This is a genomic window from Chloroflexus sp. (assembly GCF_034432675.1).
Taxonomy (GTDB): Bacteria; Chloroflexota; Chloroflexia; order Chloroflexales; family Chloroflexaceae; genus Chloroflexus.
In genome coordinates, this window is sequence record NZ_DAOUBI010000141.1 from 1 (window position 1) to 24,855 (window position 24,855).

The window sequence follows — 24,855 nt, forward strand, 5'->3', positions numbered from 1 at the left end:
CAGTCGTCCACAACAGTACCCATTTGTGGGTAATGCATAGCCCAGCGGGGGCGGGTTGGGGTGGGGGAGTGTCGCAGATCACCGCTGGGAGCAACGCACGCACAACACCCTCGCCATCGGTCACCCTGACGCTGCCCCTGAGTGTGAATGCTATAGTACACCGAGAGCACGTTAACGATGGATGTACGCTGGTTGGCGGATGCATATCGCCACTCAGTGCACTACCCTGCGTTCTCTCCGCCAGACGCAATATGCGCTGCACGCACTAGTTCCAGGCGTTGGCGGAGAAAATTCAATTGTGCGTTAAGGGTATCGGCTTCGCGTCGTTCAAGTTCCATGATGCGTAAGAGATGCGCTTTCTGTTCCAGCTCAAGCCGGTCAGTTGTACGTGATAGTCGTTGTTCAAGCTCGCGTAGCCAGCTATCGATACGCTCAAGCCAGGCCGTCATTTGCCGCAGATATTGTTCGTCTGTCTCTTGCAGGCTACTTATGCGCTCATCGGCCATCTGCCGCAGCTCTTCCAGGTGCTCCTGGTTCATCAGGAAGCGTTCCGTCGAAATGCGTTCAATCCGTTTAATTTCGGTAACCAGGTCAAGTATTTTTGCTGCTACCTCTTTAATTTGTGCTGGTAGCATTTCGGCAAAGAGATCGATGTGTTGGCGAATCTCTTCTAGGCGGTCGATACGTGATCGTTGCTCTTCCACGACCGGCTGCAGGTCAGCGACAAACTGTTGTGCCTCAACGGCCATACGGCGCATGGATTGTTTCTCAACTTGTAAATCATCACCAAAACGGCGAACTTCCTGCATAACGGCAGCATCGGCTTCGCGTAAGCGTTCGAGTTGTAACGTCAATTGCCGTTGACGCTCGTCAAGCTCTTTGACTTGTGAAGAGAGGGTGGCAATCTGGCGCTCAACCTGTTCAATCCGGCTCAACCAGCCGGCCAGAAAGTCGCGGTCCTGTTTGCGTGCTTCAGCAACCTGTTGAATTTGCGCCTGCATATCGCGAATGGGCCGCAGGCCATCTTCAATCTTGACCAGCGCGGCTGCCACTTCGCGGCGCAGGGCGACAACATCACGGCGCACAATTTCATTAGCCTGGGCAACCTCGTTGGTGTGGCGGTCGAAGAGACTCTGAATCTGGGTGATGGTGCCCTCATTTTTACGAATTTGTTCCATCGCCCATTGATACTTGTTGGTCTGATCCTTCAGCAAGCGCCGTAATTCGTCAATCTGACCTTGCAGGTAAACGAGTTGTGATTGTTCTTGCGCTCGCAGACGCTCTTCTTCATAGCGGGCCGTCAGGTCTGAGTTTGACATAACAACTCCTGGTTGTGTGGTATTGCAGGTAAACAGCTTGCCATCGCTCTGGCATGCCCACCCGGTAGCTATACATTAGTCATTTGGGCAACGGTCATTGCTTCAGCCAGTTTTACTGCACCAACGTACAATGCCTTGCCGATAATCGCTCCTTCAACGCCGAGCTGGGCAAGCTGGCGCACGTGGTCGATACTGGCAATCCCGCCGCTGGCGATGATCGCCGGGCCGTGCGGTGTGATCAATTCGCTCAAGGCTGCAAAGTTCGGCCCACTGAGTGCGCCATCACGACTGATGTCGGTGTAGATGATGCGTCGGGCGCCGAGGTTTGCCATCTGTTCCGCCAGCACGGTTGCTTTGACCGAAGAGGTTACTGTCCAGCCATCGGTAGCTACCAAGCCGTTGCGGGCATCGATCCCGATAACGATCTGCTCGCCGAACCGGTCGAGTAAGCGGGCAACCAGTTCTGTTTCGGCAATAGCCGCCGTACCGATGATAACACGCTCGACGCCGAGGGCTAATGCCGACTCAACATCCTGCTCCTGGCGCAGACCACCTCCTAACTGTACCGGAATCTGCACTGCCTGTGTGATGGCAAGAACAGCGTCTACATTCTGTGGGTATCCGGCACGGGCACCGTCGAGATCGACTAGGTGCAGTCTGGTGGCACCTTGCGCTTCCCAGCTTCGGGCCACCGCAACCGGATCGTCGGCGTAGATCGTCATCTGTGCAAAATCGCCTTGATACAAACGGACGCAGCGTCCATCTTTTATATCAATTGCTGGAATAATCTCCATTGTCATACTCCTTTTGGCCGGACGGCCTCGCTCCAGCGCACGAAATTGGCCAGCAGGCGCAAGCCATAATCGCCACTCTTTTCGGGATGGAATTGCACAGCCGCCAGGTGGTCGCGAATAATAACGCTCGGAAAGGGGATGCCGTAGTCGGTGCGGGCCGCAATGATCGCCTCGTTAGCCACTGCACAGTAGTAGGAATGCACGAAATAGACATCGGCCCCATCAGGAATATCAGCAAAGAGTGGATGGCTGCGGAATGTCGGGGCGATCTGAAGCTGGTTCCAACCGATCTGCGGTATCTTGCCGGCGTGATCGGGAAGACGGCGTACTGTGCCGGGGATGATGTCGAGACACGAATGGAGACCAAACTCTTCACTTTCACTCAGCAGGACCTGCATCCCGACGCAAATACCCAGAAACGGTGTACCGGCAGCGATAACTGCCGGTAAGACATCGGCAATTCCCAAGTGGCGCAGACTGGCCATAGTATCAGCGGTAGCACCAACACCGGGGAGAATGACCGCTTGTGCAGAACGGATTACCTCTGGGTTATCGGTTACGGTGAGTGTAGCGCCGACCCGTTGCAGTGCCCGTACCACATTGGGCAGGTTGCCGGCACCGTAGTTAATCACTGCTATCATGCTTTTCCCTGATATGTTGCCTGTATTAGCAGAGGATGGTAGGTGTAGAGACTGGTGATGATGTAATCAATAGCCGGCTCGGGTGCGTTCAGCTTACCCATGGGATCAGAACCGGCCGGCATCCCCAACAGCAGGCGGAGCGTTGTTACCACACCTGCTGCCAGCGCCGGCAGGCTATACCCGCCTTCCAGCACAAAGCCGATCCGTCCGTCACACAACTCGTCAGCCCAATCGCACAGGTACTGCACGATGCGGGCAAAGCCCTGGATCGAGAGCGCCATTGGCCCAATGGGATCGCTCCAGTGTGCATCAAAGCCGGCTGACACCAGGATGATCTCTGGTTGAAAACGACGGAGCACCGGCCCAATGATACGCTGAAACACCTGTTCGTAGCCGTGATCGCCGGTTCCATAAGGCAGTGGCACGTTGAGTGTGGTGCCGCCGGCTGTGCGCGGATCACCCATTTCGTGGAGACTGCCGGTGCCCGGGTAGAGCGGCGCGGCATGGATCGAGCAAAAGAGAACTCGCCCATCACGGTAGAAGATGTCCTGCGTGCCATTACCGTGATGAACATCGAAATCAACAATCGCGATGCGCCGGAGATGGTAGCGATCCAGCAACACCCGCGCAGCGACTGCAATATTGTTGAAGAGGCAGAATCCCATTGAGCGTATGTCGGTCGCATGATGGCCCGGTGGTCGCACCAGCGCAAACGCATTGTGGCAACGTCCGCTTACCAGGGCTTCAGCCATACAAATCGTTGCTCCTGCTGCCAGCAGTGCAACGTCCCACGACTCGGCAGTGACGTAGGTGTCGCTATCAATCTGTCCACCGCCATAACTGGCTAACTGACGCACGCGCTGAAGCATGCTGGAGCAATGGACAGCAAGTAATTCGGCTTCTGTAGCCGGACGAACGGGTAACTGAAGCAAACGCGGCCACAACCCATCGGCCTCAATTGCCCGTCGGATTGCGTGTAGTCGCTCGGCCTGCTCGACGTGTCCGTGCCAGGTGTGAAGATCAAACCGTTGATCGGTCACAATTGCAGTGGTCATATCTGTGCCTGTACCGCCCTGGAGCGCAGCCTGATACTCTCGCTACGACAATTGCATTTATTGTACCACGAGGCCGGCGGATGGCGGGAAGCGTGTGTCGCCGTGGTATAATTCACTAGCAAATCTGTGCGGATTGGAGACAGTCTATGGCGTATCCGCTATTGGTGTTAGTTGATGGTCACGCTTTGGCGTATCGGGCGTTTTTTGCGTTGCGCGAGAGTGGGTTACGTTCGTCTCGCGGCGAGCCGACGTATGCCGTCTTCGGTTTTGCGCAAATTCTACTGACTGCATTGGCCGAGTATCGTCCCGATTACGCCGCCGTTGCTTTCGATGTTGGGCGTACCTTTCGTGATGATCTCTACGCTGAATACAAAGCTGGGCGTGCTGAGACACCAGAAGAGTTTTATCCCCAATTTGAGCGGATTAAGCAACTGGTACAGGCGCTCAATATCCCGATCTACACTGCTGAAGGGTACGAGGCTGATGATGTGATCGGAACGCTGGCCCGTCAGGCCGTGGAGCGCAGTGTTGATACCATCATTCTCACCGGCGATTCTGATGTGTTGCAACTAGTGAATGAGCACGTGCGGGTGGCATTAGCCAATCCCTACGGTGGCAAGACAAGTGTCACACTCTACGATCTGGAGCAGGTGCGTAAGCGGTACGATGGCCTTGAGCCAGATCAACTGGCCGATCTGCGCGGTTTGAAGGGCGACACCTCAGATAATATCCCCGGTGTGCGCGGGATTGGCGAAAAGGGGGCTATTGCCTTACTTAAGCAGTTTGGTTCGCTCGAAAAATTGCTCGATCAGGTTGATGCTGCGCCGAAGCGTTACCAGACATTACTCCGCGAGCAGGCCGAGGCGGCACGTTTCTCGCGCCAATTGGCGACGATTGTCACCGATGTGCCGATACAGCTCGATCTGGAAGCTGCCCGCATCGGCATCTACGACCGTTCGGCAGTGATGTCCCTCTTTCAAGAGTTGGAGTTTGGGGTTAGTTCAAACCTGATCAAGAAGCTACCGCCGGTCGTTCAGGCACCGACACTGGCCGAACTGCCCGCCGAACTGCCCGCTGCACCACTCACGACTGCACCAACGCAGCTTTCGCTCTTTGCTGGCGAGTCGGAACCTGCTCAGCCGACAACCGAACCGCCACCGGTGACGATTGTGCGAGATGCCACGGCGCTGGCCGATCTGGTATCGCGTCTCCGCAATGCGCCGGCTTTTGCGTTCGACACCGAATGTACCAGTCTGCAACCGGTTGCCAGCGATCTGGTTGGGATTTCAATTGCTATCGCGCCCGATACCGTCTGCTACATTCCGGTCGGCCATCAATCCGAGACGCAGGTGCCATGTGGAGAGGTTGTCACTGCGCTGGCCCCGTTTTTTGCCAATCCTCAGCAGCCAAAGTTTGCCCACAATGCCAAGTTTGATATGGAGGTTCTGGCCGGGGCCGGGATTAAGGTGGCCGGACTGGCATTTGATACGATGATTGCAGCGGCCATGCTGGGCAAGCGGCAGGGTTTGAAAGACCTGGCATTCTACGAGTTGAAACTCCCAGAGCCACCTGCTACGATTGAGGACCTGATCGGGCGGGGCAGCAAGCAGATTAGCTTTGCTGAGGTGCCGGTTGAGCAGGCGGCTCCGTATGCGGCGGCCGATGCCCTCTACACGTTGCGGCTCACCGAGCGCTTGCAGCGTCAGTTAGCGGATGAACCTGCGCTTCATGATCTGTATTACCGGGTTGAATTACCGCTGATCGAGGTGTTGACCGACATGGAACTAACCGGCATCCGTCTCGATCAGGAGTATTTGCGCGAGTTGGGCAAGCATTTCGCGCAACGGATTGCCGATCTGGCCGAGCGGATTTATCAGCAGGCTGGCGGCCCCTTCAATATCAATTCTGGCCAGCAATTAAATGATGTGCTGTTTGGACGATTGGGGATTGATCCCCGTGCACACGGCCTGAGCAAGTTAAAGAGTGGCGGCTACTCGATTACGGCGGAGGTACTGGAAGAACTGAGCCAGCTCTATCCGATTGCCGCCGATATTCTGACCTACCGTCAATTGACGAAGCTCAAGAGCACCTATATCGATGCCCTGCCTGATCTGGTCAATCCACGGACCGGACGCATCCATACCTCGTACAATCAGCTTGGTGCAGCCACCGGGCGGTTGTCGTCGAACAATCCCAACCTGCAAAACATACCGGTACGCACCGGGGAAGGGCGCGAGATTCGGCGTGCCTTTGTCGCTGAACCTGGTTGGCGCTTTGTGGCTGCCGACTACTCGCAGATCGAGCTGCGGGTTCTGGCCCATATGAGTGGTGATGAGAACCTGATCGCAGCATTTCAGCAGGGGCTTGATATTCACGCGGCCACGGCCAGCCGACTGTTTGGGGTTGAACCGACAGCAGTCGATAAGAATCAACGCCGCGTCGCGAAGACGGTGGTGTTCGGCGTGATCTATGGGATCAGTGCGTTTGGTCTGGCCCAGCGGTTGGGGATCGAACGTGATCTGGCCCGCCAACTGATCGATAATCTGTTTGCTCAGTTCCCCGGTATTCGCCGTTACATTGATCAAACCCTTGACTTTGGCCGGCACCACGGGTATGTGCAAACCTTGTTTGGTCGTCGTCGGGTGATGGAAGACCTGCGTGCCGGTGGCGCACGACGGGCTGCTGCCGAACGTGAAGCGATTAATGCACCCATTCAGGGCACCGCTGCCGACCTGATGAAAATGGCGATGGTCAATGTGCATCGTGCTCTGCGCGAGCAGGGGTTGCGCACACGCCTGTTGCTTCAGGTACACGACGAGTTAATCGCCGAGGCTCCAGAAGATGAGGTTGAGCCAGCCGCACGGCTCTTGCGTGAAGTGATGAGTGGTGTGTACCAGGGTTTGGTTGTACCACTGAGCGTTAATCTCGAAGTTGGCCCGAATTGGGATGAGATGAGTCCACTGGTGATAGGATAGGGGATCCGAACCTTCACGTTCGTTGGTGGTGGAGAAAATTTCGTTTAGGATGAAGATGCTGTGTGCCGGCGGCTAAAGATAGTTCATCAGGTGTTCCCGGAATGCCGAAAGGCTACTCAACTTCAAGATGACGCGCCAAGGTGGTTACGGTGTCACCATAGACCAGAGCTGCTTCCAGAAGCTACCCCTTGTCTTGTAGTTGATTCATCGCACCAGGGTCGATACGTTTGACGTACGTTTTGCCCCGTGCTCCTTCTAAACACGAACCCGACCAGATTTGCTATCATCAGCACAACGCAACGAATAGCCATCACCATTGATGGCGTGGAGGCAGTATGGTGAAACAACAACAACCAACCTTTTCGGTCGTCGCACCGGTGTACAACGAAGAACAACTGATTGCTGAGTTTTGCCGCCGGGTCATTGCCGCGCTTGAGCCGCTCGGAGAACCGTTTGAGCTGGTGCTGGTGAATGATGGCTGTCGTGATCGTTCACCGGAAATTATGCGGGAACTGCATCAGCGCGATCCGCGCGTTAAGGTGATCAACTTTTCGCGTAACTTTGGTCATCAAATCGCCATTACTGCCGGTACCGATTATGCCACCGGGAAGGCAGTGATTGTGATCGACTCTGACTTGCAAGACCCACCAGAGGTTATCCCTGAGCTGATTGCTCGTTGGCGGGAAGGATATCAGGTCGTCTATGGTGTACGTGAAGAGCGCGAAGGTGAGACGTGGTTTAAGAAGACGACCGCAGCGATCTTTTACCGGCTCATCGTGCGAATTACAAATGTCAATATTCCGGTTGATACCGGCGATTTTCGTCTGATGGATCGCAAAGTCGTTGATGCACTCAAGCGGATGCGTGAACACCACCGTTTCATGCGAGGTCTATCGGCGTGGGTCGGTTTTCGGCAAACCGGTGTACTCTACCGTCGTCATGCCCGTACTGCCGGAACAACGAAATACCCTCTGCGCAAGATGCTGCGCTTCGCGCTTGATGGGATTACCAGTTTTTCGTATTTGCCGCTCCAGTTGGCAACCTATCTCGGCTTCATCGTGGCTGCAATCAGTATGATCTTCTTGCTGGTTGTATTTGTGATGCGGCTTGCCGATCCGTCTGCCCCGGAACCGGCTTTCTATGGTCAGGCCAGCACACTGGCCAGTGTACTCTTTCTGGGCGCTGTGCAGTTGATTTCACTCGGCATTATTGGCGAGTATGTGGGCCGTATCTACGATGAGGTGAAGGGGCGGCCGCTCTACATTGTGGCCGAAGCGCTGGGGGTGGAAGAAGAACCTGCAACTTCTCCGGCTTCAGTGCGTACAACCCATATGGAACAGTCAACATCTGTTGAGTAGTCAGGAGGAGTGGTATGTCGCAGCGCACCCCAGTTAGAGGATCGATGACATCACGGCTATCACTGGTCGGTGGATTCATCCTGTTGCTGATCATTGTCGGCATTGGTCTCAGCACGATGAAGTATGTGCAGGTGGATGAAGGACAGGCGGCCATCGAACTGGTGCAGGGGCGTATTGTCGCTGTCCACGGCCCAGGCCCGATTTTCCGTCCCTTCGCACCGTTTACCGAGATCGAACTGGTCAATATTCGCCGTCAGTCACGTCAGATTTCGCAGAATGTGGCGAGCAGCGATAAACAGTTGTACGACATCGATATTCAGGTTGACTTTCGCCGTCTACCCACCGAGCAGGCCTTGCGCTCAGCCTATGCGGAAATTGGCGTCAGCGATGCCCAACTCAACGATTTTCTCGATGGCTTTATCAACGATGCCCTCAAGAGTGCCAGTACGCAGTTTACCCTCGATGAGGCTCTCTCCGACCGGGGAGCGTTTGCCGAGCGCATCCGACGTTTCTTAACGGCACCTCCCGGCGATGGTCAGCGCGCACCGGTTGATCAGCTCTATATCACGATTGAGGCAGTGAAGGTGCTCGATATTAAGGTTGGCGAAACGTATGCTCAGTTGCTGGCCGAAAAGGCGAATCTCGAAGTGCAGATCGAGACTGAGCAGAAGCGACGGCAACAGATCGAGGCGCAACAGGCCAATAATCTGTTCCAGGCCGAACAGGAGGCATTGGTTGCGTTGACCCGCGAACGCGGTATTACGGCTGCTGCGCTAGAGGCAGCGAATCGTGAAGCACAGGTGCGGGCGATCGAGGGCCGTTACTGGCGCGAAAATCCAGAGCTGTTTGAGCTGCGTAAGCGCGAGTTGCTGGTGCAGATGATGACGAATGGCAACATCTGGTTTGTGGATCCGAATACCAACCTGACACTGTTGCTGAATAATCAGGCCGGGGAAGGCCAGGCTCTGGTAATTCCACAACCCGGTGCCGGCCAATCGGTAACTCCGCCTGCGCCAACCGAGCCATCGGTCAATCCATAGCGGTCATTGCTGGGGTAGGTGGCAGTCTGCGCACACCACCTGACTGCCCCCACCCAGCGCGTCTCACGGTTCATTGTCCGGTGAGGAATGCCCGATCCCAGTGTCGTTCAAGAGCGGATAGAACGGCTGCGTAGGGCGTCCTGACGTGGCAGACATTGTGTTAAGTCAAATTCGGCGTTGTGAACGTCGTGCTTCTACATCCACCATCCTGCATCCCGGAAGCGAGTGTCTTGCGTCGCTACACCGGTCCATATATCACCGGAACGCTGGCAATGCTGGATGTAACGATTGTCCATAGGTGTGGACACCGGGTGGTTTGTTGACGCTGTGAGCCTGACAGACTCTAGCGGAATAGTGTTTTCAGCATGTCCAGGATCGCGATACCACTCACGATTAACAGGAGAACACCCGTACCGAGAAACAGGGTCGAGGGTAGCCACAATTCCCACGAGTTGATGAATGCGGTCTGCGGTTGCCCTGGGTTGTACATGACCTCCACCCGATCATCGATCTGGTAAGCAGATGGATTGTCGCCGGCCTCACTCTCAAACTGAATGGTTTCACCGGTAGCCGTGCGGAATTCAACAATCGGATAGAAGAATGTACGTTGACCACTATTGGTATTGACTAACCGGGTCTTAATCTCAACTACAGTGCCCTGGGTTGCGACCGTGTTCTTCATTCGTTGTGATGTGTTGGTAAATGACTGCCAGCCCAGTATCAGCAGGCCAAGCCCGACAATGAGAAGCCCCAATAGACTGATCAGTGCCGTCATACGTCGTTGCAAAATTGCTGTTACCTTTCCTTCATACAACCGGTGCATCGAGATATTCCGTATCATTATCATTCTATCTATGATAGTGTTGCCTGCATGATATTGGGTGGGTGATGATAATAACTGTTCATTCTTGTTGCAATTGCATTGCAAAAAGTATGCAATCACAGTATACTTAATAATGGTAAGGTCGCGGCGACGGTGCCGCTCTGGTCATTGTCGCCGCGGCGCTCTTGATGCGCCCGGCGAATGTATGTGTGAGGTGATCAATGGAAGAATACGTTCGTCAGCGCATCGAGGTTTTAACGGCACGGTTGAATAGCTTGCGTCCCGGGCTTGAACGGGCCCGGCAATCGATCGCGCGTTTGGAGAATGACGCAGTTCCGGCCGGGGCAACTGCTCTAGCACGGGCAGCCCAGTTATCGGCAGCGCGGGCTATGGCGACAACCCTTGCCGAGCGTGAACGCCATTTGCTCATTGCAATCCAGTCGTTGCAGTCTGAGCTGGCCGATCAGACGTTGACCGGTCACGAGTAGGAATAACGAACAGGTTTCGGTTGTCGAGGGCGCACAATTGTGCGCCCTTTGCCGTGTCTTTGGCCGGGTAAAGGTTTCAGCTGCAAGGTCAGATACAGCTTCATCCTCTTACCCTCCAGCTTACGGATGTAAACCGGTAAATGTCAAGGCCGTCGTTTCCGCAAAGCCGCACATCAGGTTCATGCATTGAACAGCACTGCCGGCAGCACCCTTCATCAGGTTGTCGATAGCACAGATACTCACAATCCGCCCGGTCGTCGGTTCATACGCAAAGCCAATGTCGGCGTAGTTGGTACCGGCCAGAATCTTTGGTTCTGGATAGCGGTAAATGCCCTGCCGCTCTTTGACGATACGGATGAACGGCTGTTCGCGGGCAAAAGCCCGGTAAGCTTGCCAGAGTTCTTTCTCGCTCAGTTCGCGACCGGCGAAAGCGTGAACGGTTGCCAGCGCACCACGCACCAGCTCGATGGCGGTAATTGAGAGATGAACATTGCGCAGACCGGTCACTTGTTCGACTTCGGCGAGGTGGCGATGTCCGACCGGTGCGAAGGAGCGTACCGCACCAGAACGTTCGGGGTGGTGACTGGCTTCGTTAACGGTGGCTCCACCTTCCGATGAGCCGACTTTCACGTCGGCAATGATTGGGCGGCTCTGGTCGATCAGGTTCGCTTCAACCAGCGGCAACAGGGCTAGGTTGGTGGCTGTGGCGTTGCAGCCAACCCCACTGGCGTAACGGGCACCGGTCAGTGCTGCCCGATTCACTTCGGGCAGCCCATACACGAAGCGTTCGAGCCATGCCGGGGCCGGGTGAGCGCTGCCGTACCATTGCTGGTACACTGCCGGATCGCGCAGGCGAAAATCGGCTGAACAGTCGATGATCCGTTCGGCCAGGCTGGCGTAGCGTTCAATAGCCTGAGCTGCTTCGCCGTGTGGGAGGGCCAGGAAGAGCATATCACACGGCTGCAGGGTGTCAGGGTGGACGAATTGCAGGTTGGTGCGTCCGCGCAGGTTGGGATGTACCTGGTAGAGATACCGTCCTGCATTGCGAGCACTGGTGGCCTGCATGATTGATACGTGGGGATGATCGAGCAGGAGGCGGAGGAGTTCTCCGCCAACGTAACCGCTTGCCCCCACAATACTGACGCATAAGCTCATACAACACCTTGCTTACAACGGCAGACTCTTCTAGGTGGTAGTCCTGCAAACAGGTTTTAAGCCGTTGGAGTCTGGCCGCCGGCGAACATTCACTCTCGGCCTGAGCTGAAAGCTATCCTGTGCAGTACGCTAGCCGCGCCCACGCCCAACCTCTAGCACATAGTCGATAATCCGGGCTGGAATATCAACGCCGGTGGTGTCGATACTATTGCGGAACTCCATGGTGTAGTTGACTTCATTGACCAGCAGCTCACCTTCGGGCGTTTCCAGCAAATCAATCGCCACCACACCACCGCCGACGGCGTGGGCAGCACGCACGCTGATATCGGCCAGTTCTGGGGTGACCGGACAGTTGGTGGCAACGCCACCGCGTGCAGTGTTGGTGATCCAGTGCGGGCTGGTGCGATAAATTGCGGCAATACACTCATCGCCGATCACAAAGCTGCGAATGTCGCGTCCCGGTTTGTGAATGTACTGCTGAATGTAAAAGATGGAGTGTTGATAGTTACCCAGGACATCACGATGTTCGAGAATGGCTTCGGCAGCATCGCGATCATTGATCTTGCTCACCATCCGCCCCCACGAGCCGATCACCGGCTTGAGCACAACCGGATAGCCGAGTTGCTCCATGGCTTCGAGGGCACTTTCCGGGGTAAATGCCAGCAGGCAGCGTGGTGTGGGGACGCCGGCATGAACAAGGGCCTGCGTGGTCAGAAATTTGTCGCCACAGGTGAGCGCTACGTGATAGGTGTTGACCGTAGGCACGCCGGCATCGTTGAAGATTTTGAGCATGTAGAGGGCCCGGCTATGCTGGATGCAGCGCTCCAGTACAACATCGAAGGGATAGGTTGTGGTATGCAGATCAAAAATCTGCTCGCGGTCGTCAACTTTGACATAATCGAGACCACGGCGCTCCAGCTCCTGGAAGAGCAGTTTTTCTTCAGCGCGAATCCGTGAACAAAGAACAGCAATGCGCATATATGGTTTCTCCCTGGCAGTGAGCGGAGTCGTGGACGGTGACTCCGCACTGAACAACTATTCCTATTCGCCCCAATCCTCTTCGACTTCAGGTGCCAGCGCGAGGGTGGGCGGATCGAGACTGACGACTTCCAGCTCTGCACCGCAATCGGGGCAGGCGACGATCTCATTGGCCATGGTTCCGGCAGGTAAGGCGATGGTTGCGCCACATTCAGGGCATTCAGCTTGCATGGGTATACTCCTTCTGGTGTATTGATCATCACGGACGATCTGGCTATTCGCCCCAATCCTCTTCGACCTCTGGCGCCAGCGCAAGCGTGGGTGGGTTGAGACTGACGACTTCCAGCTCAGCACCACAGTCGGGACAGGCGACAATTTCGCTCTCCAGCGTACTGGCGGGTAGGGTAATCTGGGCAACACATTCAGGGCATTCGGCGTGCATGGCTGATTCTCCTTTCACATCTGAGCAGATAACTGGTTAAGAATCTCATCGGCGACTTCACGGGTGGTTGCCTGACCACCAACATCGGGTGTGCGAATGCCGGCAGCCGCTACAGCCGAGATGGCGGAACGGAGACGTTCTGCCGCATGCGGACGCCCGATCCAGTCGAGCAGCATGACGACACAATTGAGTGCTGCGGTTGGATTAGCGATTCCCCGTCCGGCAATGTCGGGCGCTGCACCATGCACTGGTTCAAACAGTGCCCGACCATGGCCGAGATTACTGCTGGCGGCAACGCCCAATCCACCGCCGTGAATGCAGGCAATGTCCGACAAAATATCGCCGAACATGTTGGTGGTTACGATCACGTCAAATCGTTGCGGTTGCGCAGCGAGTTGCATAGCCGCAACATCAACCAGCCGTTCCTCGAAGGTCAGTTCGGGATAATCGGTGGCGACTTCGAGCGCTACCGTGCGGAAAAGACCATCGCTAACCCGCAAGACATTGGCTTTGTGGACGATAGTCACTTTGCCGGGATGGCCGTAAGTCTGGCGCGTGCGAGCCAGTTCGCAGGCGGTACGCACGATCCGGGCCGAGGCAGCCCGAGTAATGACCCGTTCGGCAATAGCGGTCGCGCCATCATCTTCTAATCGTTCCCGCCCGATGTACAGGTCTTCGGTGTTTTCACGCACAACCACCAGGTCAACCCCATTGCCCACGGTTGGTCGAATATTGGCGTAAAGGTCGAGGGTGCGCCGTAATTCGACAATCGGGCTGCGATAACCGGGAACCGGATGGCTTGGTGACGCGACTGCCCCAAAGAGGATTGCCGTCGCTTCCCGCGCCAGGGCCAGGGTTGTTTCAGGAAGTGCCGTGCCGGTGCGCTGAAAGACGGCCCATCCTGCTTCTGCCTCTGTGATGGTCAGATCGGGTGCCAGTACATGCAGGGCCGCAGTCGCCACGGCCATGACTTCCAGGCCGATCCCATCGCCGGGTATAACACAGATCTTCATCAGGCCACCTCACCGGGAAAGCGTCCGTAGGTACGATAGAAGGGCACAATCCCTCCCGCCGCCCAGACTTCTCGCAAGAAGAGCGGTGGTGGTGGCAGATGAATCACGTGCCCATCGGCGGTTGTGATACGACCCTGTTCCAGATCGAGTTCAACCTCATCACCATCGGCTAGCTCGCCGGTGAGATCGGCGGTAAAGCATGGAATGCCAAGATTGAGTGCATTCCGAAAGAAGATGCGGGCAAAGAGGGGAGCAATAATTGCGCCGATACCCACCATGCGCAGCGCCAGCGGGGCGTATTCACGCGAACTACCGCAACCAAAATTCTTACCGGCCACGATGATGTCGCCCGGTCGCACATTGGCCGCAAAATCTGGCCGATGCTCGATAAACGGATAGCGCCGTAATTCACTCTCGTCTTTCAGCATGTATGGTGCGTAGCGACCGGGTACGATCTGGTCGGTATTGATATCGGGGCCGAAGAGCCACACGCGAGCCATAGCGATACCTCTCTTTCTTCACTTAGGGCCGGGAAGCGATAGTCGGTTGTCCATCCATCACCGTGCGCGGATCGGTCAGATAGCCGGTAAGTGCTGTCGCTGCGGCAACAGCCGGCGATGCCAGATAGATTTGCGCTTCAGGGCTGCCCATCCGACCACGGAAATTGCGGTTGCCGGTAAACAGACAGACCTCGCCTGGGGCAAGGACGCCCATATGACGACCGATGCAGGCTCCGCATCCCGGTGTGCCAATGGTGGCACCGGCAGCCAGGAGTGTTGCGAGTGTACCATCGGCAGCGGCGCGCTGCAGAGACTGCGCACTGGCCGGTACCACAATCATGCGCACGCCCGGCGCGAGTCGGCGTCCGGCCAGAATCTGGGCGGCAACCGCCATATCTTCGTAATGACCGTTGGTGCAGGTGCCGAGGTACACGACATCAACCGCGACCCGACCCAGGTCGCTGAGATTGGCGACGTTGTCAACGTAATGGGGAGCTGAGACTTGCGGTTCAAGCTGATCGAGATCGATCTCAACCACTTCCTGATAGTCGGCATCGGCGGTGACCGTAGGCAAGAGCGGGCCGGTGACGTTGAGACCGATTGGCGGCACAATGCCGGCTTTTGCCCCCATTTCAATTGAGAGTGTTGCCAGCGTCATTCGCTCCATCACACTCAGGAATTCGACACCGTGCCATTCAATTGCGGCATAGGTTGCGCCATCGGCACGCAGCAGACGGGCCGCACGCAGCGCCAGGTCTTTGGGGCCAACGCCAAATCCAAACCTACCACGTGCCCGGACAACGATCGTTTCAGGTACGCGCAGCCATGTCTTGCCGGTGGCCAGCGCCAGGGCAATATCGGTACTGCCCATTCCGGTACCAAACGCACCCACGCAGCCATAGGCCGTGCTGTGGCTATCACTCCCCAGGATGAGCATCCCCGGCTGCGCCAGCCCCTCCTCGACCAGCACCGGGTGCGAGATGCCACGCCCGACATCGAACAGATGAGGAATGCCCTGAGCACGCACCCAGCGCCGTACCTCTTGCTGCTTCTCAGCGGTCTGGACACTGGCGGCGGGGGCGACGTGATCGATCACGACGGCGACCCGTTGCGGATCCCAGACCCGTTCTGCACCTAACTCTTGATGCAAGATGCGAATAATACCGGGGGCCAGACTATCGTGCACCATCACCAGATCAACGTTTGCCGTCACCACATCACCGGCGCGCACCGTCCGCCCGGCGACACGGCTCAAAATTTGCTCGCTCATTGTTGGCATAGCCGTATCCTCCCCTTACTCTGCGTAGCTATACAGAATCTCGTCAATCATTGCGCCATCAAGATCGTGTTCGTCACCGAGTGCCTTGATCCGGGCAGCGGCAGCGCGGGCTTGTGCTTCGCTAAGCGTAATCCCCAGTTCGCGTGCACGTTCGGCGACAGCGTGCCATCCAACTAGCCGATGGGCAATCGCGATAGTACGCTGCCGACCAAACAGATTGGGATCAAGCACTTCGTAGCTGCGCGGGTCGCTCAACACCGCTTTGGTATGCATCCCGGCCTTATGATGGAACGCAGTCGGACTGGTAATACACTGGTTGAACGGAATCTCAATACCGAGCATCGTTGCCACCGTCTCATCAATTTTGGGCAGCAGATCGAGGCGGTAGCGTTGCACGCGGGATGGATCAATGCTGGCGATGCGCGCAATCATACCGCTCAAACTGGCGATCCCATTTCGTTCACCGATACCGAGCACCGTCACATCAAGATGCGTAGCACCGGCCTCATAGGCCGAGAAGGTATTGGCAATTGCGCAGCCGCTATCATTGTGACCATGAAATTCGATATCACACTGTACTTCGTTACGCACCGCCCGCACCACGTCGTATACTTGGCGTGGGGTGGCGATGCCCACTGTATCAGCCAGACCGACCCGTTGGACACCCATCGTTTCAACCGCGCGGTAGATGCGGATCAGATCAGCGAGGTCGGTACGAAAGCTATCTTCGCACGAAAAGCGTACTTCAATGTCGTGATCACGGAGATAGCCAATCACACGTTCGGCTTCGGCCAGGATTTCGCTTAGAGTTCGACCGTGGCTTACCGTGCGTAACGGTTCGGACGTGGCAAAGAGCAGATTTGCACCCTGTGCGCCATGTTCAACAGCGAGCCGGGCATCGGCCATGTGGCAGCGGATATGGGTGAGGATACGGGCGCGTAAACCGCGACGGGCGATAGTTGCAAGATCACGCGCACTTTGTGGTGAGGCAGCAGGGGAGGTGAGTTCGATATACTCTACGCCAAAGGCGTCGAGCATTTCAGCAATGGCAATTCGTTGAGCAGTTGTAAAGCGAGCGCTGGCGAATTGTTCGCCTTCGCGCAATGTCGTATCAACAAAAAACAAGCGCTCAGGCAGTGACATAGATCAGCACCTCTCTCACTTGACAGGAGCCAAAGAGTTCTGGCCGGCAATAGCGTGGCGTGTAGGCGATTGGGCTGACGGTAGCAATGTGTTTCATACTTCCCTCCGTACAAACAATTAACCCGGCGCACCGTGGGTCTGGTGAGCCGGGTCTTGTCTCTTACGCACAGCAGACAAGCAGAGCTAACCAGACCTCTCGTCCGGCTTCTTCGCTTGCTTGTTCTGCTTGACGAAAAGATTCACGTTTCTCATAGCGCCACGAATATATCAGGAGTCGCTGATTGTGTCAAGTGAATAGTCCTGGTGGAGAAGCTATGTCGTAAATCATGCGCGATGATCTATGACTGGCCCTTCCATCGGTAAAGTCCGAGGATATTACCGGCACGACCCGAACGGAGGCGGAGATACCGTCAGCAGTGGCACCATCTACACTACGCGGGATGCGGCGAACGAGGGGACGAAAGGGTACGTGGTGGATTGCAGGCCGGGCATTGGCAGGTAGGGGCGGATTCAAAACCCGCCCCTACAGATGTTGCAACATTGCTATCGCGATGGATGAATGTGGTTGAGGGGATTTCTGGTTGCGGATGCGGTGGTCGTCCTGATTGCGCTGCCAGACGGGGATGCCGGGTGTGCGCGGTATGCATGAGGTGTAACGATAAGGATACCCGGTAGCCCAACTCCTCTCACGCTGTTATCCCTCTACTCGATGATGCTTATAACGAATTGGTATGGAAAGTTGTCGCTTCATCACCCATAATTTAGAAGGATTTACGTTGACAAATTTTTTATATTAGCGTATGCTTACGCTCAGCGTTCGCAGATAAAAAGCACTGCAATCGCTTACTCGCCGGTTTGCAGATGTGTCAGTGCAATCGCTGAAGATATGCGCTCCGGTTCAACTGTCATCAAAACAGACTCTGATCAAGTGGAGGAACTATGAACCTGGCAACCGTTCGTCATGTACTTGAGCAGATCAGCATCCCAGACGATAGTACCATTAGCCGCACCATCTATCAGGACGATCAGATCAAAGCGGTCTTATTTGGGTTTGCTGCTGGTCAGGAGCTTTCCGAACATACGGCGGCCACACCGGCAATCATGCACTTTGTGCAGGGTGAAGCACAAGTGACGCTTGGTCAAGAGGTTGTTGAAGCCAAACCCGGTACCTGGGTACATATGCCGGCTCATCTGCCTCACAGCATTCAAGCGCATACACCGGTGATTATGCTCTTGCTACTGTTACGTGGTGCACGATAAGACGCGCGTCATACAGATTTATACACTGTTGAAATGGGCATATGCAGCAGCATAACTCTACCGCAACAACAAAGCCGGCACCGGTGCGCTTGCGTCCGATTGCCCTACCGGTTGAACACGGTGGCTGGAGCATGGTGGGTATGCCAATCGTGTTAGGGTTATGGTTTGCGCCATCACTGGCCGGATTCTGGTTGAGCCTGGCAGCACTAGGGCCTTTCTAGTCCGGCAGCCACTAAAGCTGGTGGTTGGCGATCATCGCCGTGGGAAGCGCTATCCACGTACCGTTTGGGCCGAGCGGTTTGTGCTGGGTTATGGCGCAATCACCGTGATCGCTTTTGGCATGGCCTGGTGGTATGCGGCGTTCCCCTTTTGGCCGCCGATCATGCTGGCTATTCCTTTCGCAGTGGTTCAGTTGTTCTTCGATCTCCGTAAACAAAGCCGGGCGTTGCTTGCCGAACTGGCAGGTGCTATTGCCATCAGTGTGCTGGCAGCCGTAATTGTAATGGCTGCTGGCTGGACATTGTGGTCGGCACTTGTGCTTTGGTTGTTACTTTCGTTGCAGGCAGTTACTGCTATCGTCTACGTCAGAATTCGCCTGCGATTGGCGCACAACAAACCTACCCATCGCGCACCGGCCTTGCTCTTGCACCTGGCAGCTCTTGTGATTGTAGCCGGTTTGCTAAGCGTGGATTGGGTAAGCTGGCCGGTGCTGCTGGTGTTTGCCTTTCTGTTCCTGCGTTGCGGGATCGGTTTGTTGCCGCGTCATCTTACCACACCAACGCCATTGGTTGGTGTGCAAGAGGTGATCGTAGCTTTGCTTGTGGTGGTAGGAATCAGGTTTGGATTGTCATAACAATTACGTTGCGCCCGGTCTGGCCGTCCTCCCGGTTGTGCAGAGACACCTGTCGCTGTTCCCATTTGGTGCAGGTAGAGTGACACTATGCAGGAAACCCCCTGGCAATAATGGAGGTAGGTCATTTTAATTTAAGAAGTATTTGGTTGACTAAATTAGCTTATTAGTGTATACTAATTAAGCCAATAAGGGTACAGTAATAGAGGAGGAGATACATGCTCTTCACGCGAAGGAAAAAGGCCGGAATAACACTTGTTGGGTTCATTCTTCTCGTAGTATCGCTGGTGGCCTGTACGAACCAGAGCGCATCACAGACTGCCCCTCAGACTATTCGGGAAACCGTAGTCGTCACCCAGGAAGTGCCTGTTCGGGAAACGGTAGTCGTGCGTGAGACGGTGGAAGTTCCGGTCGAGGAGCCGATTGTCTACGTCTACTCGGCCCGCCATTATGGTCAGATGGAAACGGCGTTTGCCGAGTTTACCAAAGAGACGGGTATTGAGGTGCGGTTTACTTTTGGCAGCGATGCCGAACTGCGTGAGCGGTTGAAAGCCGAGGGGCGCTTCACGCCGGCTGATGTGCTGTTCACGGTCGATGCCGCTAACCTCTGGCTGGCAGCACAGGAAGGTCTGCTGCGTCCGATCAATTCGGATGTATTGGAGAGCAATATTCCCGACTATTTGCAGGATCCGAGCAACCAGTGGTATGCTCTCTCCCTGCGGGTGCGAACTATCGCGTACCATCCAGATCGGGTAAATCCTGAAGAGATTGCCACTTACGAGTCGCTGGCTGATCCGAAGTGGGCAGGCCGCATCTGCTGGCGCCCATCAACCAAGTCGTACACTCAGTCGCTGGTGAGCAGCCTGATCGTTCACCACGGCTACGACAAGGCCAAAGAGATTGTAACCGGCTGGGCACAGAATGCTAAAGAGTATATTGACAGCGATACGCAAATTTTGCAGACCATTGCCGAGGGAGGATGCGACATCAGTGTTGTCAATCACTACTACCTGGCCCGCTTGCTTAATGAAGATGCCAATTACCCGGTCAAGCTCCTCTGGGCCAATCAGGCCGAGCAGGGTGTGCATGTGAACGCTAGTGGCGCTGGTGTGACGACCTACGCTCGCCATCCGGAGAATGCCATTCGCTTGCTTGAGTGGCTGAGCACCGAGCGTGGTCAGCGCCTGTTCGCCGATAGCAATTTCGAGTATCCGGCAAACCCCAACATAGCACCGCATGAGCTGATCCAGCAGTGGGGTGAGTTCAAGCGCGATACGCTTCAGATAAGTGAGATCGGTAGCCTGCAAGCCGATGCGATCAAGCTGATGAACGAAGCCGGGTATCAATAAGCCGGGTTGTACCTGATATATGAGGAGTCAGCGGGCGATGTGTAGCATTATCGTCCCGCTGACTCGCCGGTATTAGAACGTCATGCTGATTAAACGCCAACAACTTGCCGGAAACTGGTCACTCCCGGATCGCTGGAGTGTCATTGCCTTTCTGATCGCCGGGCTGGCGCTGTTGCCTATCGCGATCATTCTGCGCATGCTGGTGCAGCCTGCTCCTGAGGTATGGCAGCATCTCTGGGCCACCCGGCTGGCCGAGTTCCTTGCCAACACGGTTGTGCTGTTGATCGGGGTTGGTCTCGGCACAACGCTACTGGGTACGGCGCTGGCCTGGTTAGTGACTGCATATCGTTTTCCCGGTCAGCGTCTGTTCGATTGGGTGTTGATGTTGCCCATGGCGATGCCTTCGTATGTGCTGGCTTTTGTCTTCATGGCGACGTTCGATTATGCCGGCCCGGTGCAAAAAGCATTGCGCACCTGGTTTGGGAGCAGTGCCTGGTTTCCGTCGATCCGTTCCGGGGGTGGAGCGATATTCGTCATGACGCTGACTCTGTACCCATACGTCTACCTGCTGGCACGTGCTGCATTCCACGAACATGGCCGGGGCACCTTCGAGGTTGCCCGTACCCTCGGCGTCACCCGTCTTCAGGCATTCTTCCGGGTTGTACTGCCGATGGCACGCCCCTCCCTGGTTGCCGGGCTTTCGCTGGTGTTGATGGAAGTCTTGACCGATGTCGGTACGGTACGCTTTCTGAATTTTCCTACGCTGAGTGATGGCATCTTTCGAATCTGGCATGGCATGATGGATCGCGATGCAGCGCTTCAATCAGCCGCAGTGCTCCTGCTGTTTGCCTTCGGCGCGTTGCTGATTGAGCGCTATATGCGGGGACGGGCCCGCTATGTGCAGGAAAGTTCACGTGGACACGGCCTTGCTCAGGTGCCTTTAACCGGTTGGCGTGGTCTGGCAGCCACCCTGGTATGCAGTTTTGTATTGACCACAGCCTTTCTGCTCCCGGTGTCGCAATTGATCCAGTGGAGTGTGCATGAGTTGTGGCAACGGATGCCTGAAGGCTTGCTGGCTATCTACTGGCGACATGTACGGGCAACCTTGATCCTGGCCGGCGCCGGCGCAATTATTTCTGTCCTGGCGGCGGTGTTGCTGGCTTATGGCACACACCTGAGCCGTTCACCGGTGACCCGTCTGGCTGCGCGGGGGGCAACCCTCGGCTACGCCATTCCGGGCGCTGTGATCGGGTTGGGTGTTCTTCTGCCGCTGTCCTGGCTGGATCATACCCTGAACGATATGACCTACCGGTGGTGGGGCGTGTTGCCAGGATTAATCTTCACCGGTTCCATCACGGGTCTAATCTATGCGTATGTTGTGCGGTTCATGGCGGTAGCTTACTCGAGTGTTGAAGCCAGTCTGGAGAAGATCTCGCCCGGCATTGAAGCCGCAGCCCGTACCCTGGGCGCCAGACCAATTCGTGTCTTGTGGCATGTGCATCTGCCCCTGATTCGCGCAGGTATGCTGACCGGCGCTGCCCTGGTCTTTGTCGATGTGATGAAGGAATTGCCCATCACCTTATTGCTGCGGCCCTTTGGCTACGAGACACTGGCGCTCTGGATTTGGCAGAACGTGGCTGAGTCGTTGTGGAGTGAAGCTGCTTTACCGGCGTTGACTATCGTGGTCGCTGATTTGCTGGTGGTAGGTATTCTTATTCGGTCGGCAACCTTGAAAGGAAGACATTCCATTGAGAGAACATAGCATTGGCTAGAGGAGACGTCTGATGAATTTCAGCGCAGAACCGGCACTTCAACTGCAACATGTTACCCGGCGGTACGGCAAAGTCGTCGCTGTAAATAACGTGTCATTGGCAGCGGCGCAGGGAGAATGCCTGGTGATCGTTGGGCCTAGCGGGTGTGGTAAGACGACTCTACTGCGTTTAATCGCCGGTTTGGATGTACAGGATGAGGGCAGCATCAAGATCCAAAACCGTATCGTCAGTGGCAAGGGGGTCTTTGTTCCGCCAGAAAAACGGCGGGTAGGGCTGGTGTTTCAGGATTATGCTCTCTTCCCGCATATGACGGTGGCCAAAAATGTGGCGTTTGGTCTCTATGAGTGGTCAAAAGCTGATGCGCAACGACGTGTGCATGAGATGCTCGAGATGGTGAACCTGGCCCATATGGCAGGCCGCTATCCGCATGAGTTGTCTGGCGGCGAGCGTCAGCGCGTGGCCCTGGCGCGTGCCTTGGCTCCGCAGCCTGACATTTTGTTGCTCGATGAGCCGTTTTCCAGTCTGGATGCCGGTTTGCGTACCGCGATGCGCGAGCAGATTCAGAGTCTGCTAAAAGAGATCAATATCACGACCTTCTTTGTTACTCATGATCAGGACGAAGCATTGCTTCTTGGTGACCGGGTGGCGGTTGTGAATCAGGGGCGCATTGAACAGGTTGGGACACCTGAGCAGGTGTTCCATCAACCCGCAACTCACTTTGTAGCTGAGTTTTTTGGCTATACGGCGTTCATCTCAGGGCAGGCTACTGCTAATGGTCTGGAAACCGAGCTTGGCTTTTTGCCACAACGGCTCTCATTGGCTTCGGGGACGGAAGTAAATATCCTGGTTCGTCCTGACGATCTGACGGTGCATCCTGATGAGACCGGCCAGGCGTACATTGCTCGCACTGGTTTTCAAGGGATGCATTGTATGTATCAGATTGCATTGCCGTCAGGCCGCACCATTTACAGTCTGATGCCCCATACCCGTATCTACGCACCCGGCACCCGTGTGCGTGTCGAGCTGCACCCTGGTCACGATCTGGTGTGTTTCCGGAATGGTCGTGCGGTTACTGATGTTGGCAGGGGGGAGATGGTGGAGAAGTAGGAAAGAGAAAGCAGTTTATCGTTTGGTGTTTGGAAGCCAAACTTCTAACTCATTCCCTTCTTGCGGATTGTGCTGGCGCACTGATCATTAACGATGCGCACTTATGTTGTCGTGTTGTAGTTTCCGGTATACTTTGTACCGCTTCTCCTTCTCCTCACCCTCAAGCCCCCCACCCATGGCTCGATACCACGGCCAGGGGCACCCAGTCTGCAGCTCTACCGATACGTTCATAGCAATGCTTGCTCTCATCGGCATTGGCGCTGCCATTGTGAATGTCCTCGCCGCCTGAACCGGTTTCTAGGACGTGCCTTATAGTAAATCGCACTTAACGATGTGCATCGTTCGGGTGTTGTCCCTTTGCTGAAGTATTACGGGCGTGCCAGCGGCAGGCGCTGATGGTCTGTCATCGGCATAGCAAGGAGACGGTGGCATAGCTCATGACCAAGCGCAGGTGGGAATTCCACCCCTTGGCGGGAGGCAACTCCCATCATTGGGCTGATGAACAACGATGAGTCCATCAGCAGAGATGCACGGTATGAAGAGAGAATTTGATAACCATAACCATGGTCATTACGACCAGACTGACCGGCACGCGCTCTGTGCGGTCCACGTACCACCGCACAGCTTTTCAACGCAGCTCGACCCTTTGTTGTGATAGTAACAGAGTTGCAGGTAGCGACAAGCGAGCATTCTTGCGCGTGGCGTAGGAATTACCACAGATTTAAGAAAGTATTTGGTTGACAAAAGTTTTTTATTAGCATATACTAACCTCAACAATTCGATAAGTGAATCCATCCTCTTAGTGCTGTGTGATGTCTGTCGGTCCTGGTCACAATCACCCTCTTGCAACGTCGAGAGGAAAGGGTGTTCGCTGTTCTCGCACACATCTGGTGAGATGAAGGAGCATATATGATTGCCGTCGTATACGGAAGTTCAACCGACAATACCAAAGGTGCCGCCAGTCTGATCGCTGACATGTTGCGCACTAAAACGACGGTACCGGTCGATCTGATCGATGTCGCTACCGTGAAGCGTGATTTGCGTCCGCTTTTGCGGTATTGGGTCTGGATTATCGGTTGTCCGACCTGGAATATCGGTGAATTGCAAGACGATTGGTATGATGCGTTTCCTCTGCTTGACCAGCTTGATCTGCAGGAAACCATTGTCGCTCTGTTCGGATTCGGAGATCAACAGGGCTATCCCGATACCTTCCAGGATGCACTCGGTATTCTTGGCCGAAAAGTTCGCGAACGCGGGGCAACGATCATCGGGCGCTGGCCAATCGATGGTTATGATTTCTTTCATTCACTTGGAGTCGAGGATGGTATGTTTTTTGGATTGGCTCTTGACTATGAAAATGATGATGAAAAGACGATAGCTCGTCTTCAGGCATGGGTTGATCAGTTACTATCCGAACTGGCTGCGCATTCCGATGGGATCGTTCGCAGGGATGTGTCGGGAACCCACCTCATCCATCCATGAGGCGTATAGAAGCCATGCGTCTCCACCTGCGA

At 55.5% G+C, this 24,855-nt stretch carries 22 protein-coding genes and 1 pseudogene; 10 read left to right on the forward strand and 13 right to left on the reverse strand.

Annotated elements, in window-relative coordinates; genetic code table 11:
- Nucleotides 1-221 precede the first annotated feature (221 nt).
- From VAE55_RS10335 to VAE55_RS10350, 4 genes are all read right to left on the reverse strand, one after another.
- Complete coding sequence (locus tag VAE55_RS10335) at nucleotides 222-1,319, reverse strand: hypothetical protein (protein ID WP_322815704.1); 1,098 nt, start codon at nucleotides 1,317-1,319, stop codon at nucleotides 222-224.
- A gap of 68 nt (nucleotides 1,320-1,387) precedes the next feature.
- Entirely contained in the window at nucleotides 1,388-2,113 is a 726-nt protein-coding gene (hisA, locus tag VAE55_RS10340) for a 1-(5-phosphoribosyl)-5-[(5-phosphoribosylamino)methylideneamino]imidazole-4-carboxamide isomerase (RefSeq protein WP_322815705.1), read from the reverse strand.
- Between the two features lie 2 nt (nucleotides 2,114-2,115).
- Nucleotides 2,116-2,754, reverse strand: a complete 639-nt coding sequence (gene hisH, locus VAE55_RS10345; protein WP_322815706.1) for an imidazole glycerol phosphate synthase subunit HisH — start codon at nucleotides 2,752-2,754, stop codon at nucleotides 2,116-2,118.
- The gene (locus tag VAE55_RS10350) at nucleotides 2,751-3,809 is read right to left on the reverse strand and encodes a histone deacetylase (RefSeq protein WP_322815707.1); all 1,059 of its coding nucleotides are present in this window, start codon (nucleotides 3,807-3,809) and stop codon (nucleotides 2,751-2,753) included. Before VAE55_RS10350 ends, hisH begins: the two co-directional genes overlap by 4 nt.
- 146 nt (nucleotides 3,810-3,955) lie before the next feature.
- Here VAE55_RS10350 and polA point away from each other — a divergent pair, with 146 nt between their 5' ends.
- The 3 genes from polA to VAE55_RS10365 all read left to right on the forward strand — a co-directional run bounded on the left by polA (nucleotide 3,956) and on the right by VAE55_RS10365 (nucleotide 9,182).
- Nucleotides 3,956-6,784: a DNA polymerase I gene (polA, locus tag VAE55_RS10355; protein WP_322815708.1), complete on the forward strand. Its 2,829-nt coding sequence runs from the start codon at nucleotides 3,956-3,958 to the stop codon at nucleotides 6,782-6,784.
- A gap of 335 nt (nucleotides 6,785-7,119) precedes the next feature.
- Nucleotides 7,120-8,142 carry a glycosyltransferase family 2 protein gene (locus tag VAE55_RS10360; RefSeq protein WP_322815709.1) on the forward strand — a complete coding sequence of 341 codons (1,023 nt, stop codon included), beginning with the start codon at nucleotides 7,120-7,122 and terminating at the stop codon, nucleotides 8,140-8,142.
- Between the two features lie 14 nt (nucleotides 8,143-8,156).
- Nucleotides 8,157-9,182, forward strand: coding sequence for an SPFH domain-containing protein (locus VAE55_RS10365; protein WP_322815710.1), 1,026 nt, complete (start codon nucleotides 8,157-8,159; stop codon nucleotides 9,180-9,182).
- Nucleotides 9,183-9,525: 343 nt separating this feature from the next.
- On the opposite strand, the gene VAE55_RS10370 is transcribed toward VAE55_RS10365, so the two are convergent.
- Complete coding sequence (locus tag VAE55_RS10370) at nucleotides 9,526-10,005, reverse strand: DUF3592 domain-containing protein (RefSeq protein ID WP_322815711.1); 480 nt, start codon at nucleotides 10,003-10,005, stop codon at nucleotides 9,526-9,528.
- A gap of 221 nt (nucleotides 10,006-10,226) precedes the next feature.
- Here VAE55_RS10370 and VAE55_RS10375 point away from each other — a divergent pair, with 221 nt between their 5' ends.
- Complete coding sequence (locus VAE55_RS10375; protein WP_322815712.1) at nucleotides 10,227-10,493, forward strand: hypothetical protein; 267 nt, start codon at nucleotides 10,227-10,229, stop codon at nucleotides 10,491-10,493.
- A 120-nt stretch (nucleotides 10,494-10,613) separates the two neighbouring features.
- Here the strand turns inward: VAE55_RS10375 and argC are convergent, their stop codons facing one another.
- The 8 genes from argC to lysS form a co-directional block, all read right to left on the reverse strand.
- Nucleotides 10,614-11,648: an N-acetyl-gamma-glutamyl-phosphate reductase gene (gene argC, locus VAE55_RS10380; RefSeq protein WP_322815713.1), complete on the reverse strand. Its 1,035-nt coding sequence runs from the start codon at nucleotides 11,646-11,648 to the stop codon at nucleotides 10,614-10,616.
- Between the two features lie 129 nt (nucleotides 11,649-11,777).
- Complete coding sequence (gene lysX, locus VAE55_RS10385; protein WP_322815714.1) at nucleotides 11,778-12,626, reverse strand: lysine biosynthesis protein LysX; 849 nt, start codon at nucleotides 12,624-12,626, stop codon at nucleotides 11,778-11,780.
- A 63-nt stretch (nucleotides 12,627-12,689) separates the two neighbouring features.
- The gene (gene lysW / locus VAE55_RS10390) at nucleotides 12,690-12,857 is read right to left on the reverse strand and encodes a lysine biosynthesis protein LysW (RefSeq protein ID WP_322815715.1); all 168 of its coding nucleotides are present in this window, start codon (nucleotides 12,855-12,857) and stop codon (nucleotides 12,690-12,692) included.
- Nucleotides 12,858-12,900: 43 nt separating this feature from the next.
- A complete protein-coding gene (lysW, locus tag VAE55_RS10395; protein ID WP_012256239.1) occupies nucleotides 12,901-13,068 on the reverse strand; it encodes a lysine biosynthesis protein LysW in 168 nt (55 codons plus the stop codon).
- Between the two features lie 14 nt (nucleotides 13,069-13,082).
- On the reverse strand, nucleotides 13,083-14,081 hold the full coding sequence (locus VAE55_RS10400) for an isocitrate/isopropylmalate dehydrogenase family protein (protein WP_322815716.1): 999 nt from the start codon (nucleotides 14,079-14,081) through the stop codon (nucleotides 13,083-13,085).
- On the reverse strand, nucleotides 14,081-14,581 hold the full coding sequence (locus VAE55_RS10405) for a homoaconitate hydratase (RefSeq protein ID WP_322815717.1): 501 nt from the start codon (nucleotides 14,579-14,581) through the stop codon (nucleotides 14,081-14,083). Before VAE55_RS10405 ends, VAE55_RS10400 begins: the two co-directional genes overlap by 1 nt.
- A 22-nt stretch (nucleotides 14,582-14,603) precedes the next feature.
- On the reverse strand, nucleotides 14,604-15,860 hold the full coding sequence (locus tag VAE55_RS10410) for a 3-isopropylmalate dehydratase large subunit (RefSeq protein ID WP_322815718.1): 1,257 nt from the start codon (nucleotides 15,858-15,860) through the stop codon (nucleotides 14,604-14,606).
- Between the two features lie 15 nt (nucleotides 15,861-15,875).
- Nucleotides 15,876-17,003 carry a homocitrate synthase gene (lysS, locus tag VAE55_RS10415; protein WP_322815719.1) on the reverse strand — a complete coding sequence of 376 codons (1,128 nt, stop codon included), beginning with the start codon at nucleotides 17,001-17,003 and terminating at the stop codon, nucleotides 15,876-15,878.
- A gap of 939 nt (nucleotides 17,004-17,942) precedes the next feature.
- Here lysS and VAE55_RS10420 point away from each other — a divergent pair.
- The 6 genes and pseudogenes from VAE55_RS10420 (at nucleotide 17,943) to VAE55_RS10445 (ending at nucleotide 24,823) form a co-directional block, all read left to right on the forward strand.
- A complete protein-coding gene (locus tag VAE55_RS10420; protein WP_322815720.1) occupies nucleotides 17,943-18,263 on the forward strand; it encodes a cupin domain-containing protein in 321 nt (106 codons plus the stop codon).
- Nucleotides 18,264-18,403: 140 nt separating this feature from the next.
- A pseudogene (locus VAE55_RS10425) lies at nucleotides 18,404-19,116 on the forward strand (YwiC-like family protein).
- A 215-nt stretch (nucleotides 19,117-19,331) separates the two neighbouring features.
- Nucleotides 19,332-20,462, forward strand: coding sequence for a Fe(3+) ABC transporter substrate-binding protein (locus VAE55_RS10430; RefSeq protein WP_322815721.1), 1,131 nt, complete (start codon nucleotides 19,332-19,334; stop codon nucleotides 20,460-20,462).
- 82 nt (nucleotides 20,463-20,544) lie between these two features.
- A complete protein-coding gene (locus tag VAE55_RS10435; RefSeq protein WP_322815722.1) occupies nucleotides 20,545-22,224 on the forward strand; it encodes an iron ABC transporter permease in 1,680 nt (559 codons plus the stop codon).
- A gap of 22 nt (nucleotides 22,225-22,246) precedes the next feature.
- On the forward strand, nucleotides 22,247-23,341 hold the full coding sequence (locus VAE55_RS10440; protein WP_322815723.1) for an ABC transporter ATP-binding protein: 1,095 nt from the start codon (nucleotides 22,247-22,249) through the stop codon (nucleotides 23,339-23,341).
- 909 nt (nucleotides 23,342-24,250) lie between these two features.
- Nucleotides 24,251-24,823, forward strand: coding sequence for a flavodoxin (locus tag VAE55_RS10445; RefSeq protein ID WP_322815724.1), 573 nt, complete (start codon nucleotides 24,251-24,253; stop codon nucleotides 24,821-24,823).
- Nucleotides 24,824-24,855: the final 32 nt, after the last annotated feature.